Below are 15138 nucleotides of genomic sequence, written 5' to 3'. Positions count from 1 at the left end.
CATTTCAACGAATCATTGTGCAAAAGGAGATATCCCCATGCGTAAGAAGCTCGTTAAAATATCCAAACGCTTTCTGATTCTCATTTTGCTTATGGTCATACTTTCGCTTATATTTCCAACATGGACACCAGGAATCAGGGGAGAGAACAGTATTAGCACGTTGGGGCAGGTTGAGATTAACGGCACAGGCCACGAGGTTATGATTCGGGGAATGGATCGGGACAATCCTATACTTATCTTTGTACACGGTGGTCCGGGATGCTCCGAAATCCCTTATGTCAGAAAGTATCAGGAGGCGCTCGAACAGCATTTTACCATTGTCCATTATGATCAACGCGGGAGCGGAAAGTCTTATCACTTTTTGGAGGATTATTCGGGGTTGACGACGGATGTGCTTGTAGAGGATTTATTGGCATTAACCGATTATGTGACCGCTGAGCTTGGACAGGATAAGGTTAGTTTGGTCGGTCATTCATTTGGTACATACATAGGAACGAAAGCTGCCGCCAAGGCATCAGACAAATTCCATGCTTACATCGGTATTGGGCAAGTTGCTGATCACGTGCAGAGTGAGCTGGACAGTCTGAATTATACCCTTGCTCAGGCGAAGCAGTCTGGTCATGCAGAGGACGTGGCAAGTCTGGAACGTCTACGAGGTTCAATTGAGCGAGGGGAGAAGTATACGCCTAGGAACATGGTGCGCAAATACGGCGGTGCAGCCAGACATATCGATGAAAATAGGGATTATATACTCGGCTTCCTGTTCGGTCCTGAATACAATGCACTGGATGTCATTCGATACTTCATGGGCATTCAGGCTACCCAGGAACTGCTTTTGAAAGAGGAATCAGGCGATCACTTACCCGACCTTGTAAAAGAGCTGGAGATTCCGACTTACTTTGTCATGGGAAAATACGATTATATGACATCCGTGAATGCGGCACGGAAGTATTTCGATGAGCTGGAGGCTCCAGTCAAAGAGTTCAAAGTGTTTGAACATTCGGCGCACTATCCTCAGTTTGAGGAAAAGGAGCAGTTCGCTGCATGGTTGATGGAGTTGTATAAGTCTATTTTGGATTAGTCGGTGTTGAATATACTTACTGGTAATCTACTAAAGTCAGAAGGAGAGATCTCATATGACAAACGACAAAGGAACACGAAGAACATGTGAACATGGACATTCGTATTACAAAAAAAGTGACTGCCCAACTTGTCCGATCTGCGAATCTAAACGTAAACCGAAAGAAGGATTTCTGGCCTTATTGTCTGCACCTGCCAGACGTGCCTTAGAAAATGAAGGGATTACAACGTTGGCTGAACTTTCGAAGTATACCGAGAAAGAGATCCTGAAGCTTCATGGCATAGGGCCGTCTGCGATCCCGAAACTTAGACAAGCACTGGAGGAAGAGGGTTTGTCCTTTGCGAGATTACCCTCTCCGCTCCATGACCATTAATCCAGACTAGAAATCAGCTCTTCGATTGTCAGCTGGTACAGTAAATTCCCTTCGCTAAGGAGCAGTCGCTGCTCACGAAAATCCTGCCGTGCCTGTTTCAATGGTGTATTGGCTTCGTTAACCAATTCAATCTTTTGCCCCTTCGTCAGTCGTCCTGGCTTATCCATTTTTTTGAGAACAAACGTCCCGTGTTTACCGTATCCAGCATCGAACAAAAAGTGATAACCATCCGTACTGAATCCGGAAGAGCCGGATATGTTCGGTTTCACAAACGTGACCTTGGAATCCACGGTACTCCCTGAGACACAACCAAGTTCGAAATCAGTATAATAATAAAACCATACCTCATCCTCATTCACGACATTAAGTGCATAGCAATCGGCGATATCAGCTTCGCGGTTTTCATAGAGTTTGTTACCTTGCTCATCCCAGGCCAGCAGACCGCAGGAACCAATCGGATCGCTCCCTCCGTAATTGCCGAATATACCTTCATCAAAGTAACTGGTCCAGATCGTTCCATTCCCTGTCACCTGGACACTCTGAATCCCGTCCCCTAACAGAAAATCCCGAATTGGCTTTCCATTCATATCACACACTCTGGCATTCAGGTCATACTGATCATTACCGTAGTAGGTACAGCGCGCACCGACAAGCAAAAGATGATCATGCAGCGGCTGTACATAATGATAATTGTAGGTTTGTCCCCAGATCACGACATCTTCTACAACATGTTTCTCAGATACTATTAGAACTTTGTAGGTGTAGGTTTGATTTAAACGGGTCTTAACGAACATGTTCCGTTCTCTCTCCGGCACTTGATTTATTAACAGAATGTACACCTTCCCATCTGCACCCCACTGCGTGGAAACGATCTTGAAACCACCCATATATGCTGAGAGGTCAGCAAAAGGCATTAGTTTTATGTTTTGTTTGGACATATCCTTGTCCTCCTTCATTCCGTTATGCAGAGTCTCATCTGCACTTGATGAAGTAAATTATGACGTACAAATGAAGGGCTGAACATGGCATAAGTATAGCGAAGAGGTCTTCTTTTGCCTCTACATTGTGGAATTAATGGATGGTTGATATGCTATATTAGTTTATTTTAGCTTGTAGTATAATAAGGAAGCTGTGTAAATTTTTATAATCGAGGAAGGTGAGGAACGTATTTGTAATGAAGGAGTTAGTACATAGAACGTACGAGAAGTAAGGAAAGGTAGGGGCAATTGTAGGTTTGAAAATGATGAGAAATGATTCATCTCAGAATGACAAAACAGTATAAGGACGTGTTATCCGTGGAACCACCTATTGAAGAGCAGAAGAGAGACTATCGACCACTGGGCGTGTCGGGATTAGGAGGATGGCTGATCCTCATCCAAATTGGTCTCCTTCTTACGATTGTTCTGCTCGCAGTGCAATTGATTCAACAAATCGTGCCCATATTTACGACAGAAACATGGGAGCTGCTAACTTCCAAACAATCAGATTATTATCATCCGTTATGGGGACCTGTACTCATTTTTGAACTGGTATATAACGTGTTATTTCTATTGTTTAGTTTGTATACGGTCTTTGCATTTTATAGTAAAAAGGCTATTTTGCCACGTCTTATGATTATCTTCTATAGTGTCAGTTTGGTCGTGGGCATCATGGATTATCTGTTGTTACTTCAGATTCCGATGGCGAGAGATCTTGAGGATGGAAGCTCGATGAGAGAAATTGCGAAGTCAGTTCTCACTTGCGCAATCTGGATTCCATATTTTATCAAATCAGTCCGAGTTCGTAATACTTTTGTAAATTAAATTGTAAGAACCAAAGGCCCCGATCTTGGATAAAAACCATCTGAGGTCGGGGTTTGTTTAGCAAATTTGATAGACATAAAGGAGAATTACCTTAAGTATGAATTTCAATTCGAAAAATACATCCACAGGTTAAGGAGGAATAGCCTTGAAAATCTTTCTAGTAAGACATGGCGCGGATGATGAAGGGTATCGAGGTGGATGGAGCCAGCGAGGGCTTACGGAACAAGGGATCATTCAATCCGAAAAACTCGGCGATTATCTACAACATCATGCTGAGCAGTATGATATCCATACGATTATAAGTAGTGATCTTCCTCGTGCAGTACAGACGGCAAGGGAGATTGAGCAGAAATTAAATATTTCGGGCAGCTTTGTGAAAGATTGGCGAGAGATGAATAATGGATATTTGGCGGGAATGCTTCATGAGGAGGCTGAAAAGAATTACCCCGGAGTTTATTTCAATGCTCTTGAGATGGATTCTCCTTTTCCAGGAGGAGAAAGTCCACGGAATTTTTATAACAGAATCTGTGCATCTTTCGATACACTCTGCAGAGACATGGAGGAGAAAAAGATAAAGTCCAATGTTCTGTTGATTACGCACGGCGGAGTGATTAATATCCTCTATTATCTGCTCGATAAGCGGGAGTGGAGCAATAAATCCAGCTTTCATCCTATTGATCATACCAGTATGCACACGATTGAGAAGAGTGTGAACGGTTGGAGATTGAGCAGCATGAATATGGTGAGCCACTTGGATTGAGTTTGGCTCAGAGGAGGAGAATTCATAGGTGGAGATAAATGATAGTTGAAGTCATAGTAGAAAGGGATCAATTTTGTTGAAAAAAAGAATTGCAAATGTAGTCTTGGTTATCTCTATAGTCGTGTATTTATATTATTTATGTAGCATGCTGTTTAATCCGCCAACAGATTTTTCGGATATTGCACAATTGAAAATTAGGTCATCTGTATCAGCTGGGATTATGGCGATTGCTGCATTTATTAGGGTGAATATTAAGAGTAAGAAATAGATATTATCTAGTTAACCGGAAGGTCAATTAAGCTAAAGTATTAACAGAACGTATTTATAAGTTGAGCACATCTGCCCTCTTAGTTATGACGATATTTTATTGTATTATTCTAAAACTCTCTATTTCCAGTACGTTACAATCGCGCTACAATGGAATGAATTGGAAGGCGGGAGTGATCGTATGAGCGGTGAATCGAATGAGTTGTTGCGGAGCTTGCATGCATTGTCTGGGCCTTTCCCTCCTTGGGACATCCATCATTTGCCAGATCGTCCTGGGGAATTATTTTTGGACTGGTTGCAAGGGGCAATCAAGGCCAATGTGAAGGAACCTCATGCCATGACAATCTCAACGGTGGATCAAGATGGTTATCCGGATGCACGCGTATTGATTTTGAAAAATGTCATTGATGAGGCGTTTTACTTTGCATCCAGTTCCGAGAGTCGGAAAGGAAGGCAGTTGGAGGATAACCCGCACGTGGCACTGACATTTTTTTGGCCTGCGCTCGGGAGACAGATTCGTATAAGGGGTACAGCCGCGGATATGGGAAATGAAGCAGGAGCAGATGACTTCCGGAAGCGCTCGGCTGGAGCCAGAGCGGTTGCCATGACAGGGTGCCAGAGTCAGGAATTGGAGAGCGAGGAAGTATTGGATAGCTCCATTGAAGCTCAGAAGGAACGGATTCAACGTGACCCGGATGTTGTTACGCCCCATTGGCGGTTATATGCTGTGAATGCTCGAGAAGTGGAGTTTTGGCAGGGGGATACGGGGCGGAAGCATACACGAATTCGGTATGAGCTGCAAGACGGGAAGTGGAAGCAGCACAGATTATGGCCATGATTTTACATTAAAAGAACGTACATTTTATAAACGAGTTTAGTATGTTTCTTTATTCTAATATTCTAGGGAGGGACATGTATGAATACGATTGAAAGTTATTTTGACCCATTTCCCGTATTGGAAACCGAACGAACCTTGCTTCGCCCTCTCACCTACGATGATCTGGACGATATGTACAGCTATTGCTCGGTTCCTGCCGTTGCCGAATTCACCACGTGGGAAGCTCATCAGAGTAAGGAGGATACCAAAGGTTTTATCGATTTTGTCATGAACCGTTATGAGGCGGACAAGCTCGGGCCCTGGGGGATTGAGGATAAACAGACCAAAAGGCTGATTGGCAGCTGCAATTATTTGGGCTGTGACAGCAATAGTATGAGAGTAGAATTGGGCTATGTGTTGTCCGACCAGTATTGGAATCAGGGCATTATGACAGAAATCGTAAGCAAGATCATCCAATTTGGATTCGAGGAAGTAGGATTGGAGCGAATTCAAGCCAGGTTTATGGTGGATAATACAGGTTCGGCTAAGGTGATGGAGAAGGTAGGCATGCAGTTCGAGGGTGTTTTGCGAAATTATATGAAGGTAAAAAATGTGCTTCGGGACTTGAAGATGTACGCCATTCTAAAAGAAGATTTCCATTCGATATAGTACATGAGTGTGTTTGAGAGAGGCAGCTTCCCAAGGGCAAGGCATCAAATTTTAAATTATATAATCTAAATGCTAGAACAATCGTACCCATTCCCGCTGATCGGAGAGATGGGTTTTATTTTATTTTTCATCGTACTCAGCGTACATAATGTCATATCCGAACCCTGTAAGCTTCCGCTATAATCTCCAGGTTGTAATCACATGCGATGAGGGAACCAGGAGGTATATGGAAGTGACCGCAAAAAACAGATACAAATCACTCGAGCTGGAAACACCAGGTGTATACGAGCTGGAGGGACTGGAAGTCGGGGTGACTTCCAATTGCAATTTCAAGTGTGACTATTGCTGTGCCTATAATCGGGACGATGGACAATGTATTGATGCACAGGAAGTTATTCGGATCATCGGTGAGCTACCAAGGTTGAAACGCGTGCGCTTGTCCGGGGGAGAAGTGACCCTCAAGTTTCAGGATTGTCTGGATATTGTAACGTATTGTGCCGCTCATGGAATTGATACGCAATTGAATACAAATGCCAGTTTACTGACGGAAGAGCGAATTCATGCGTTGCGTGATGCAGGGTTGTCCAATATTCATATTTCGTTCAACTACACTGATGCAGATGCTTATTCCGCATACTATCGTGTTCACCCACGCATGTACGAGAGACTGGAACGCAATATCCGTTTGTGTACGGAAGCAGGACTGGAGACGGTACTGGAAACCCTGCTGTTTGAGGGAACACAATCGAATATGTTGGCTATTAGCAAAAAGGTCTATGATCTGGGTGTACGCATTCACGAGATTCAGAACAGTATTGTGATGCCGCATAGCGATTGGAGCAATATCGTTTCCAAGGAATCGCTTATTCGATCCGTAAATGAGCTGATTGAACACAAGAAGGAAGACACAACCCTCTATTTTACCTGCATGGATCGCTTTGCTGATTTGTTGGGGCTACACGAACAGCCAGGGGTGTATTTTTCCAATTGTGTGGATGGGACGAAACAGCTGCATTTACATGGTAACGGAGACATTCTTATCTGTGAGCTGTGCCATCCGGTCGTCATTGGCAACATCTACCATGGAACACCATTGAACGAAATTTACGACAAGCAGCCGCGCGCATTAGCGGATTTTCTGGAGAAGCGGCCATGTCCTGCGTACGATGCACTATTTGCAGGAGAGTAGTGAACCATATCGAGTCTCCATGATTGAAATTAATTTTTAACACATTGTCCATTTATGCCATTACGAGTTCTTATCGTGTACAACCGATTTATCATGAAATGGTTAGAAGGTTACCTGATTCCCGAGAGGAACAGGTAACCTTTTTTTGCCTTCGACAGGTTTCAGATTCATTTAAGCTATCCCGCCTATCATGGCTTTAAGAACTTAGATGATGAAGAGGTGGCTTCAATGATGAGAATGTATGATAAACCCAATCCAAAAGATCCACATAGAAAAGCAATCCCGAATAAAAGGCGTAAATGGTTGATTGCCACGCTTGTCGTTATCCTTGGAATCGGCGGAATTGTCTACAGTCTGGCTGACCGTTACCTGATCCGGCATGTGGAAGTGGTTGTGGCGGATGATAACGCGTCGGCCACTAGCAGCAGTACAAATGATGCGTCAAACGCAGCAGCAGAGGCCAATGCAACCTCAGATGACTGGAACTATTCCAGTGACGATATGCAGGTGAGCATCGAGAAGGTGCAGACCGGCTCGGGTGCGGACCAGATTACGTATTACGTCGCAGATGTACAGATGACGGACGCAAGCAGTCTGCGCTCGGCTTTGGCGGATAACAGCTTCGGCACGAATATTACGGAAAACACCTCAGAGATTGCTGCAGCGAACAACGCGATATTTGCCATTAATGGTGATTACTACGGTTTTCGTAGTGATGGCGTAATTATTCGCAACAGTACGGTATATCGGGATGATCCGGTTCGTGATGCGATGGCACTGTTCGCTGACGGGACGATGGAGACATATAACGAAACGGAAGTTTCCTCTTCGGAGCTGCTGGCCGAAGGTGCAACCAATACGCTGTCGTTTGGACCCATTCTGATTCAGGACGGGGAGATCGTAAGTGATTTTAGCAGTGTGAAAATCGATAACAACTTCGGTAATCGTTCCATTCAGGATGCGAATCCGAGAACGGCCATCGGCATGATTGCCCCGAATCATTATGTATTTGTTGTCGTGGACGGACGGCAGGATGACAGCCGGGGGATGACGCTGGCAGAGCTCGCGGATGTAATGAAGGGCCTAGGAGCAACCGAGGCCTATAACCTGGACGGCGGTGGTTCATCCACGATGTATTTCATGGGCAGAGTCGTGAATAATCCGCTGGGTAGAAATCAGGAACGCGGCGTAAGTGACATCCTTTACCTCAAGGAGGGACAATGATTATGACCATATTAATTCCATCCTACGAACCGGACGTACGTTTATTAAATCTAATTTTGCAATTACAGACGTTCCAACTGGGGCCTATTGTGATTGTGGATGATGGCAGCGGCCAGGAATTCCGAGGGATTTTCGAGACAGCCGAGGCGTATGGATGCACCGTGCTGACTCATCCAGAGAATCTCGGCAAGGGACGAGCACTGAAGACAGGCTTCCAGTACATCAAGGAATTCGGACCACAAGGTGGCGTCGTATGTGCCGACAGTGATGGTCAGCATCTGCCGCATGATATCCGGCGTATCTTCGATGTGCTGCTGGAGCAAACCACACCAGGCATTGTACTCGGAAGCCGCCGCTTCAGCGGCACGATTCCTGCACGCAGTCGTTTTGGTAATACCGTCACACGAGCGGTCTTCTCTCTCACGACGGGGGCCAAAGTATATGATACACAGACTGGTCTGCGTGGTTTTCCCTATTCGATGCTGGACTGGTTATGCCAGATCCCGGGGGATCGTTTTGAGTATGAGATGAACATGTTATTAACCGCACGCAAAGAGGGATACGAAATCACCGAGGAGTTTATTGATACCGTATATCTGGATCATAACAAATCTTCTCATTTTCGCCCGCTGGTAGACTCGTTCCGCATTTATATGCCGATTCTCATGTTCAGTACATCATCGGTACTGTCCGCGCTGATCGATTTTGGACTACTGTTTGTCATCCAGTATTTCACGCATAATCTATTTCTGTCAGTTGTCACGGCAAGGTTATGCAGTTCGATTTTTAACTACACGATCAACCGGAAGTATGTATTTTCAGCCGGGGGAAGAACATCGAAGGTACGTCAGTCTTTGCCCAAATACTTCTCTTTAGTCATCCTGGTACTGCTATTAAATTACGGACTGCTATACTTCTATAACGAAAAACTGATTATCCCGCTGATCGCGGCCAAGCTATTGACAGAGGTCTCCATCTTTTTGTTCAGTTATTGGGCACAGCGCAAATTTGTCTATTGACACAGAGAGAGTGAGCGTATAGCTTGCTCTCTTTTTTCAATCAAAACCGTTTCAAAAGAATATCCTAGTGCTTCTTGGTTAACAAAAAAAGGTCGAGAACAGGGGAACATACCCTTGTTCTCGACCTTTTAAACTCAAAGGAGAACGAGCGTTACATCAGCCTTTTAATCTCATCCTTCAGGATTTCGGACTGGGTGCCGAAGATGACCTGCACAGCTCCGCCACCGAGCCTCATGACGCCGGAAGCGCCAAGCTGTTTGAGCGCCTGGTCGTTGACCGCTTTGTCATCCCTAACAACTAGCCGGAGGCGAGTGATGCAGGCGTCGATGCTCTCGATATTGTCTGCGCCACCGATCTCCGCGAGCACTTTGCCAGCCTTGGTGTCGGCAGACGCCGCTGCCACGGCGGAAGCATTAGTGGGGGCATCGGCATCATTAGCGTCATCCTCGCGTCCCGGCGTTTTCAGGTTAAACTTGACAATCATGAACCGGAAAAGGAAATAATAGACGACCGCAAATGCGAGACCGACCGGGATCATGAGCAGCGGATTGGTCGACAGCTTCATGTTCACGAGGTAATCAATCAGACCTGCTGAGAAGGCGAAGCCAAGCTTAACATCCAGCAGGTACATGATCAGGGCTGCTGCACCGGTAAGAATAGCATGTACAACGTACAGCAGAGGCGCCGCAAACATGAAGGAGAACTCGAGCGGCTCGGTAATACCCGTTAAGAACGAAGCCACCGCTGCGCCGATAAAGATTGAAGCGACCATTTTACGCTTTTCAGGCCGGGCTGTATGAATCAAGGCAAGCGCCGCCGCCGGAAGAGCGAACATCATAATCGGGAAGAAGCCAGACATGAACATGCCTGCCGTAGGGTCTCCGTTGAAGAAGCGGGTCAGGTCGCCGTGCACGACTTCCCCGGCTGCATTGGTATAATCTCCGATCTGGAACCAGGCAATGGAGTTGAGGACATGATGCAGACCAAGCGGGATAAGCAGGCGGTTGGCGATCATGAACACCATGGAGCCAACGCCGCCAAAGTCTACAATCCAGGCGCCGAAAGCGCCGATGGCATTCTGAATCGGGCTCCAGATCATGCCGAACAGGATGGCCAACACCAGCATGGAGCCGGCGGTGACCATCGGCACAAAGCGTTTGCCGGAGAAGAAGCCGAGCCAGTCAGGAAGCTTGATATTATGGTATTTTTTATACATATAGGCTGCAAGCAGTCCGGCAAATATCCCGCCCAATACGCCCATATCCAGCTTAACATCGTCAGGAATATAGCCGAATACACCTGGAACGGCTCCCAGAATCCGCGTCAGCACCATATAAGCGATCAGGGCGGAAAGCGCGGCGACCGCATCCCCCGCCAGTCCGATTGCCACCCCAATGGCGAAGATGAGCGCAAGGTTGCCGAAGATCGCCCCCGCTCCCTCATTCAGGAATGGAACTACATACTGATTAAGAAATCCCCCGATCACGGGACCGAGCGGAATGTCCTTTTCATAATCAAGAAGACCGAGGCCTTGAAGAATTCCTGCCGCAGGCAGGGTTGCTACAGGAAGCATCAGGGATCTTCCCAGCTTTTGCAGTGCTTTGAGCATATTGTTCTTCCTTTCTTTTTTGAATTAGGTTATTTGGACAAGCTGATCTTCATGATAGTTCCCATGCCTGCTTCTACGCCGCCATACTCCGGGTGCGACTCCCACGGCTGTTCAGTCGCATTCGCAACGATGACAGGGGTGATGACCGGATAATCGGCCGAAGCGATCGCATTCAGGTCAAATTCAATCAAGGTCTGACCGACAGCGACCTGATCCCCGGTCTGCACTCGGGGAGTGAAGCCCTGTCCTTTCAGGCTGACAGTATTCATACCGATATGCAGTAGGAGCTGCAGCCCGGAAGCGTGCTCAATCATTACGGCATGGTGCGATTTGATCAGGTGTACCACAGTTCCGTCGATAGGGGCGACCAGCCTGCCCTCCTGGGGAATCACTGCAACTCCCGGTCCCATAAGTCCTTGCGCGAACGCTTCGTCAGGCACTTCTTCCAAACGGACACAGGTTCCGGTGAGCGGGGAGGCGACGGATATCGTTTCAGATATTTTGGCAGATTTGTTGTTTTTCCATTTCCAGATCATTGTGTGTTGTCCTTTCTGTTGTTGGTTTTGGAATGGCTTTGAAAAAGCCGATATAAATGCATGGCGAGAAAAGCCGTTTCTTCTTCAGGTACCTCTGTCCCCAAATCCTCGGCCATTACAGCGCTCAGTTTTCTGGCCAGCTGGTATTCGGTCGGATATTCATTTTTCACATATTGTGCGAAGGTGGGTGCCGTCATCGGCTGCTGATACAGGCGTTCCATGGAGAAGCGCAGGTGTATCATGAGTCTTGCCTGGCTAAGGCTGCCCTGGTCAAATCGAACGCCACCTTCCTCTCCAATAATGGACTGAAGCTTGCTGATCACATTGGATACCTTAACCAGCTGTCCGACAGGGACGTGATTTACGGAGGAGTACACATGGTATGTCAGGAACCCGGCTTCATCCTCCGGTACCTCTACGCCAAAGGCCTCTCCGATCATGGCCGCTGCTTCCGAGGCGAGTTCGAATTCTTTCGGAAAACTGAGCTTTGTCTCCGTAAGGAAAGGATTCAGAATCTCCATCCCGTTGCGGATACGATATAAGGTGAACTGAATATGACTCGGAAGAGCAAGGTAGATCTTGTCATTCAGCTTGCCGGGAAACTGATCAGCGATGAGACGGATAATCCGGTCAGAGATGTCGATGACATTGGGGTCCAAGTCCTTCATCAGCTCCTGCGCCTGCCCCCATTCCTCCCGGTCTTCCAGCCGGAACCTTTTCTCAATCCGCGGATCATCGGCCTGGACGGTGCTTTCCGCCTTGAATGCAAATCCCAACCCTTTACCGATCAGTACATACTCCTTGGTATTCTGGTGCGACCGGGCCAGAACAATATTGCTGCCGACGACCCGCTCTACCTGCAGCATCATTTCTTTACTCACGGTTCACCGCCTCCTCGTTTCTAAAGTTAACGCTTTCAGACCTCCGGAACGCAAAAAGAGCCAAGGAGCGAATATAGTCTCAAGTTCGCTTCTTGGCTCATGCCCTCTGGGGTGGTAACACGCCAATTCATTTTATAATTTTTGCAGAACGTTCTTCGTACATAATATAGAACCTGATCTGCCACCGTCAACCATAATTTTTGTCATCCATTTGTTCGTCGTTTAATATAGGGAATGTGTAAACAAAAAGGACCCTGCCGTATTGGATAAAAAAGGAGCCATGATCACCTTTTAAGGTGCAATGAGCCTAATCCGTTATTGATCATGTCCAGGTAGATGGAGTCAAATCTTACAAGAATAGGAGGATGCATATGTATCTTAGAAGTGTGGAGCTCATGATGGATAAGGTCGAGAATCGCAATAAGTATCCGTTTGATATACCAGCCATAGAATCCTTGAAACGGTTGGAATTCAGAAATAACATTACTTTTTTTGTCGGCGAAAATGGATCGGGCAAGTCCACCCTGCTGGAGGGAATCGCTCATCAATGTGGATTCAATACAGCCGGAGGCGGGAGGAATAACGTCTTTGAGATGCATGCTTCGGAATCATCGTTAGGGGATTATCTGCGGCTGGCCTGGCTGCCCAAAATTTCGAATGGTTTCTTTATGCGATCGGAATCCTTCTATCAATTTGCATCCCATGTTGATGAGGTAGGCTCTCTTGAATACTATGGCGGGCGTTCACTGCATGAGCAATCTCATGGAGAGTCCTTTCTTAATCTGTTTGTGAACCGCTTCAGCTCGAAAGGCATCTACCTGCTTGATGAGCCCGAAGCCGCGTTGTCTCCTGCCAGACAGCTATCCTTGCTGCGCATTCTTCATGACCTTTCCGGGACATCCCAATTCATTATTGCAACCCATTCCCCCATTTTGCTGGGTTATCCCGATGCTGACATATTGAATTTTGATGATAGCTGCATTCAGAAGATGGCTTATGAAGATACGGAGCATTATCAGATCACGCGAAGCTTTTTGGAGAATCGCCATCGCATGCTGGATGAGCTGTTCAAGGATTAATAGAGGAGGAGTTAATCATGAGTTTTAAATTGATATTGCTGGACCAACTGGCTGCCTGTCATCATGATAAGAGCTGGTTTATCCCGCTGGATGAAATGTTACGTGATGTAACCGCTGCTCATGCTGCATGGACGAATGATGAAGGTCAATCCATCTGGAGGCTGGTGCATCATCTGATATTCTGGAATGAGCGATGGTTGGATCGTTTTATCCAAGGTGAAGTAAGAATGGATCATGATATAGATAATGATGAAACGTTCTATGTGGACCCTTCACGCGTTAGCGAAGAGGAATGGCAGAAGAGTATTGAAAGAGTCGGATCTACTTTTCTTCAATGGATTCAGGCCGTACAAGAAAGTGATGATGCAAAACTGGCACTGACCATCCCTTCTTATTTCAATGCTCCGTGGTGGAACGTCATATCTAATGTGTGCATTCACAATGCGTATCATATTGGGCAGATCATGATGCTGAAAAAGAAAGTCATAGCCTCAGCATAACCATAAGCTGCAGGAGATTTAGAGGAGTCCCGCCTGTAATAATCGAATACGTATATTGGGAGTATTCTTCATTTAGATGCACCAATAAGGCAGTAAATCAAAATTTCAAGGAGTGTTCGGATGAAAATAGGTTTTCTGATTGTGGATATGCAAGAGAGTATTGTACGAGGTCGAGTCGAACAAAAAGGTATAGACCACGCTTGTGAATATATCAACCACGTTGCAGATGTGCTTCGTTCAAGTGATCATGTGGTGGTCCATGTGCAAGACGTCGAAGGTATGGAAGAATCTTCTCCGGAGGAATATCGGATTATTTCCGAGGTGAATGTCAATGAGAAGGACCTCATCGTTACCAAAGAAAGCTCGAATGCATTCTGGCAGACAGAGCTGGAACCAATATTGAAGAGTCATGGCATTGAGTTCGTGATCATTTCCGGTTTTGCCGCAGAGGAATGTGTCCTATTTACCTATAACGGAGCGATGGAGCGAGGATTCAGACCCGTTATGCTGCAAAATGGGATTCTCAGCACACATCAGGAAGCAGTGACTTCTACCTACAGAGATCGGAATGTAATTTCATATCCTGTAGTAGACTATCTAATCAAATAAATGAGAATATCCATGGATGCGACGAGGTCGTATCCATTTTTGCTATATCTGGCTGATCCGTCAGACAGGATGGGGCTTTTGATTGGATCGATATTTCATATTACATCTGGGAAAGGGTTAGAAGTTTACAGACATATGGATCTTCGCATTTTCCAAAACATGGGTTATGATGGGTGGATAGGAAGCCAAGAGATGAAATTGAAGAGGTTGGGAGATACATATATGCCGATGATTCATAACTTTGTTATTGAGAATAAATCGGATGTAAATGAGGATGTTTATACTTCTTATTCATGGGATAGAAACGGAAAAATACATAAAAACGGACTCACGCGAGACAACCAGGCGCACCTGGACGACAACTTCATTTCATATATACATGATTCACTCCAATGGTTAGAGACCACGAATCCATCCACCGGTGAGAAGGCAATGGGACTGAACAATTACGGCATTACAGTGATTGAAGATCAACAAGCATTGCAGAGGCTTTATCAGATCTTGAATGCATGGATAGATCTATTTGGTTCAGCACCTGATTCAATCAAACTCAGAGGGAATTTCTGTGTTGATGATGGGGATAGAAAAGGTTACTACGAGAAATTAGTGTATAACAAATCTGACTTGATAACTGAATTAAAAAAGCTTACCAGTATGGCAGTACATGCTGCTGAACATGGAAAGTGTATTGTGCATTTTGGAATATAGGATTAGAGGGTTCAT

The 15138-nt window shown here is 45.9% G+C and carries 17 protein-coding genes; 13 read left to right on the top strand and 4 right to left on the bottom strand.

What is annotated here, in order from left to right; genetic code table 11:
• Window positions 1-37 precede the first annotated feature (37 nt).
• Both CHH60_RS17765 and CHH60_RS17760 read left to right on the top strand, forming a co-directional pair.
• The gene (locus tag CHH60_RS17765) at window positions 38-1081 is read left to right on the top strand and encodes an alpha/beta fold hydrolase (protein WP_095360406.1); all 1044 of its coding nucleotides are present in this window, start codon (window positions 38-40) and stop codon (window positions 1079-1081) included.
• Between the two features lie 55 nt (window positions 1082-1136).
• Complete coding sequence (locus CHH60_RS17760) at window positions 1137-1454, top strand: RNA polymerase alpha subunit C-terminal domain-containing protein (protein ID WP_095360405.1); 318 nt, start codon at window positions 1137-1139, stop codon at window positions 1452-1454.
• Here CHH60_RS17760 and CHH60_RS17755 read toward each other — a convergent pair.
• The gene (locus CHH60_RS17755; protein ID WP_095360404.1) at window positions 1451-2392 is read right to left on the bottom strand and encodes a hypothetical protein; all 942 of its coding nucleotides are present in this window, start codon (window positions 2390-2392) and stop codon (window positions 1451-1453) included. The two genes, CHH60_RS17760 and CHH60_RS17755, sit on opposite strands and share 4 nt — an antisense overlap.
• A gap of 327 nt (window positions 2393-2719) precedes the next feature.
• Between CHH60_RS17755 and CHH60_RS17750 the strand changes: the two genes are divergently transcribed.
• The 7 genes from CHH60_RS17750 (at window position 2720) to CHH60_RS17720 (ending at window position 9201) form a co-directional block, all read left to right on the top strand.
• The gene (locus CHH60_RS17750; RefSeq protein WP_176476108.1) at window positions 2720-3256 is read left to right on the top strand and encodes a DUF2569 domain-containing protein; all 537 of its coding nucleotides are present in this window, start codon (window positions 2720-2722) and stop codon (window positions 3254-3256) included.
• Between the two features lie 145 nt (window positions 3257-3401).
• Window positions 3402-4016, top strand: coding sequence for a histidine phosphatase family protein (locus CHH60_RS17745; RefSeq protein WP_095360402.1), 615 nt, complete (start codon window positions 3402-3404; stop codon window positions 4014-4016).
• A 448-nt stretch (window positions 4017-4464) separates the two neighbouring features.
• On the top strand, window positions 4465-5121 hold the full coding sequence (locus CHH60_RS17740; protein WP_095360401.1) for a pyridoxine/pyridoxamine 5'-phosphate oxidase: 657 nt from the start codon (window positions 4465-4467) through the stop codon (window positions 5119-5121).
• A 78-nt stretch (window positions 5122-5199) separates the two neighbouring features.
• On the top strand, window positions 5200-5769 hold the full coding sequence (locus CHH60_RS17735) for a GNAT family N-acetyltransferase (RefSeq protein ID WP_095360400.1): 570 nt from the start codon (window positions 5200-5202) through the stop codon (window positions 5767-5769).
• Between the two features lie 232 nt (window positions 5770-6001).
• A complete protein-coding gene (locus tag CHH60_RS17730; protein ID WP_095360530.1) occupies window positions 6002-6958 on the top strand; it encodes a radical SAM protein in 957 nt (318 codons plus the stop codon).
• A gap of 231 nt (window positions 6959-7189) precedes the next feature.
• Window positions 7190-8182, top strand: a complete 993-nt coding sequence (locus tag CHH60_RS17725; protein WP_255247982.1) for a phosphodiester glycosidase family protein — start codon at window positions 7190-7192, stop codon at window positions 8180-8182.
• 2 nt (window positions 8183-8184) lie between these two features.
• Window positions 8185-9201, top strand: a complete 1017-nt coding sequence (locus CHH60_RS17720) for a bifunctional glycosyltransferase family 2/GtrA family protein (RefSeq protein WP_095360398.1) — start codon at window positions 8185-8187, stop codon at window positions 9199-9201.
• A gap of 151 nt (window positions 9202-9352) precedes the next feature.
• On the opposite strand, the gene CHH60_RS17715 is transcribed toward CHH60_RS17720, so the two are convergent.
• From CHH60_RS17715 to CHH60_RS17705, 3 genes are read right to left on the bottom strand one after another with little or no spacing between them, the layout of a single operon-like run.
• Entirely contained in the window at window positions 9353-10810 is a 1458-nt protein-coding gene (locus CHH60_RS17715; RefSeq protein ID WP_095360397.1) for a PTS transporter subunit EIIC, read from the bottom strand.
• A gap of 29 nt (window positions 10811-10839) precedes the next feature.
• Entirely contained in the window at window positions 10840-11346 is a 507-nt protein-coding gene (locus CHH60_RS17710) for a PTS sugar transporter subunit IIA (RefSeq protein ID WP_095360396.1), read from the bottom strand.
• Window positions 11343-12227: a PRD domain-containing protein gene (locus CHH60_RS17705; protein ID WP_255247981.1), complete on the bottom strand. Its 885-nt coding sequence runs from the start codon at window positions 12225-12227 to the stop codon at window positions 11343-11345. Before CHH60_RS17705 ends, CHH60_RS17710 begins: the two co-directional genes overlap by 4 nt.
• Before the next feature lie 371 nt (window positions 12228-12598).
• On the opposite strand from CHH60_RS17705, the gene CHH60_RS17700 reads away from it, so the two are divergent.
• The 4 genes from CHH60_RS17700 (at window position 12599) to CHH60_RS17685 (ending at window position 15123) form a co-directional block, all read left to right on the top strand.
• A complete protein-coding gene (locus tag CHH60_RS17700; protein ID WP_095360395.1) occupies window positions 12599-13306 on the top strand; it encodes an AAA family ATPase in 708 nt (235 codons plus the stop codon).
• A 17-nt stretch (window positions 13307-13323) separates the two neighbouring features.
• On the top strand, window positions 13324-13806 hold the full coding sequence (locus CHH60_RS17695) for a DinB family protein (RefSeq protein WP_095360394.1): 483 nt from the start codon (window positions 13324-13326) through the stop codon (window positions 13804-13806).
• 120 nt (window positions 13807-13926) lie between these two features.
• Window positions 13927-14415, top strand: a complete 489-nt coding sequence (locus tag CHH60_RS17690) for a cysteine hydrolase family protein (RefSeq protein WP_095360393.1) — start codon at window positions 13927-13929, stop codon at window positions 14413-14415.
• A 12-nt stretch (window positions 14416-14427) separates the two neighbouring features.
• A complete protein-coding gene (locus CHH60_RS17685) occupies window positions 14428-15123 on the top strand; it encodes a hypothetical protein (RefSeq protein WP_095360392.1) in 696 nt (231 codons plus the stop codon).
• Window positions 15124-15138: the final 15 nt, after the last annotated feature.

It is taken from the genome of Paenibacillus sp. 7523-1, assembly GCF_002276415.1.
Classification (GTDB): Bacteria; Bacillota; Bacilli; order Paenibacillales; family Paenibacillaceae; genus Paenibacillus; species Paenibacillus illinoisensis_A.
The sequence above is the reverse complement of the archived record's forward strand: the minus strand, read 5'-3'. Positions and strand labels throughout refer to the sequence as shown.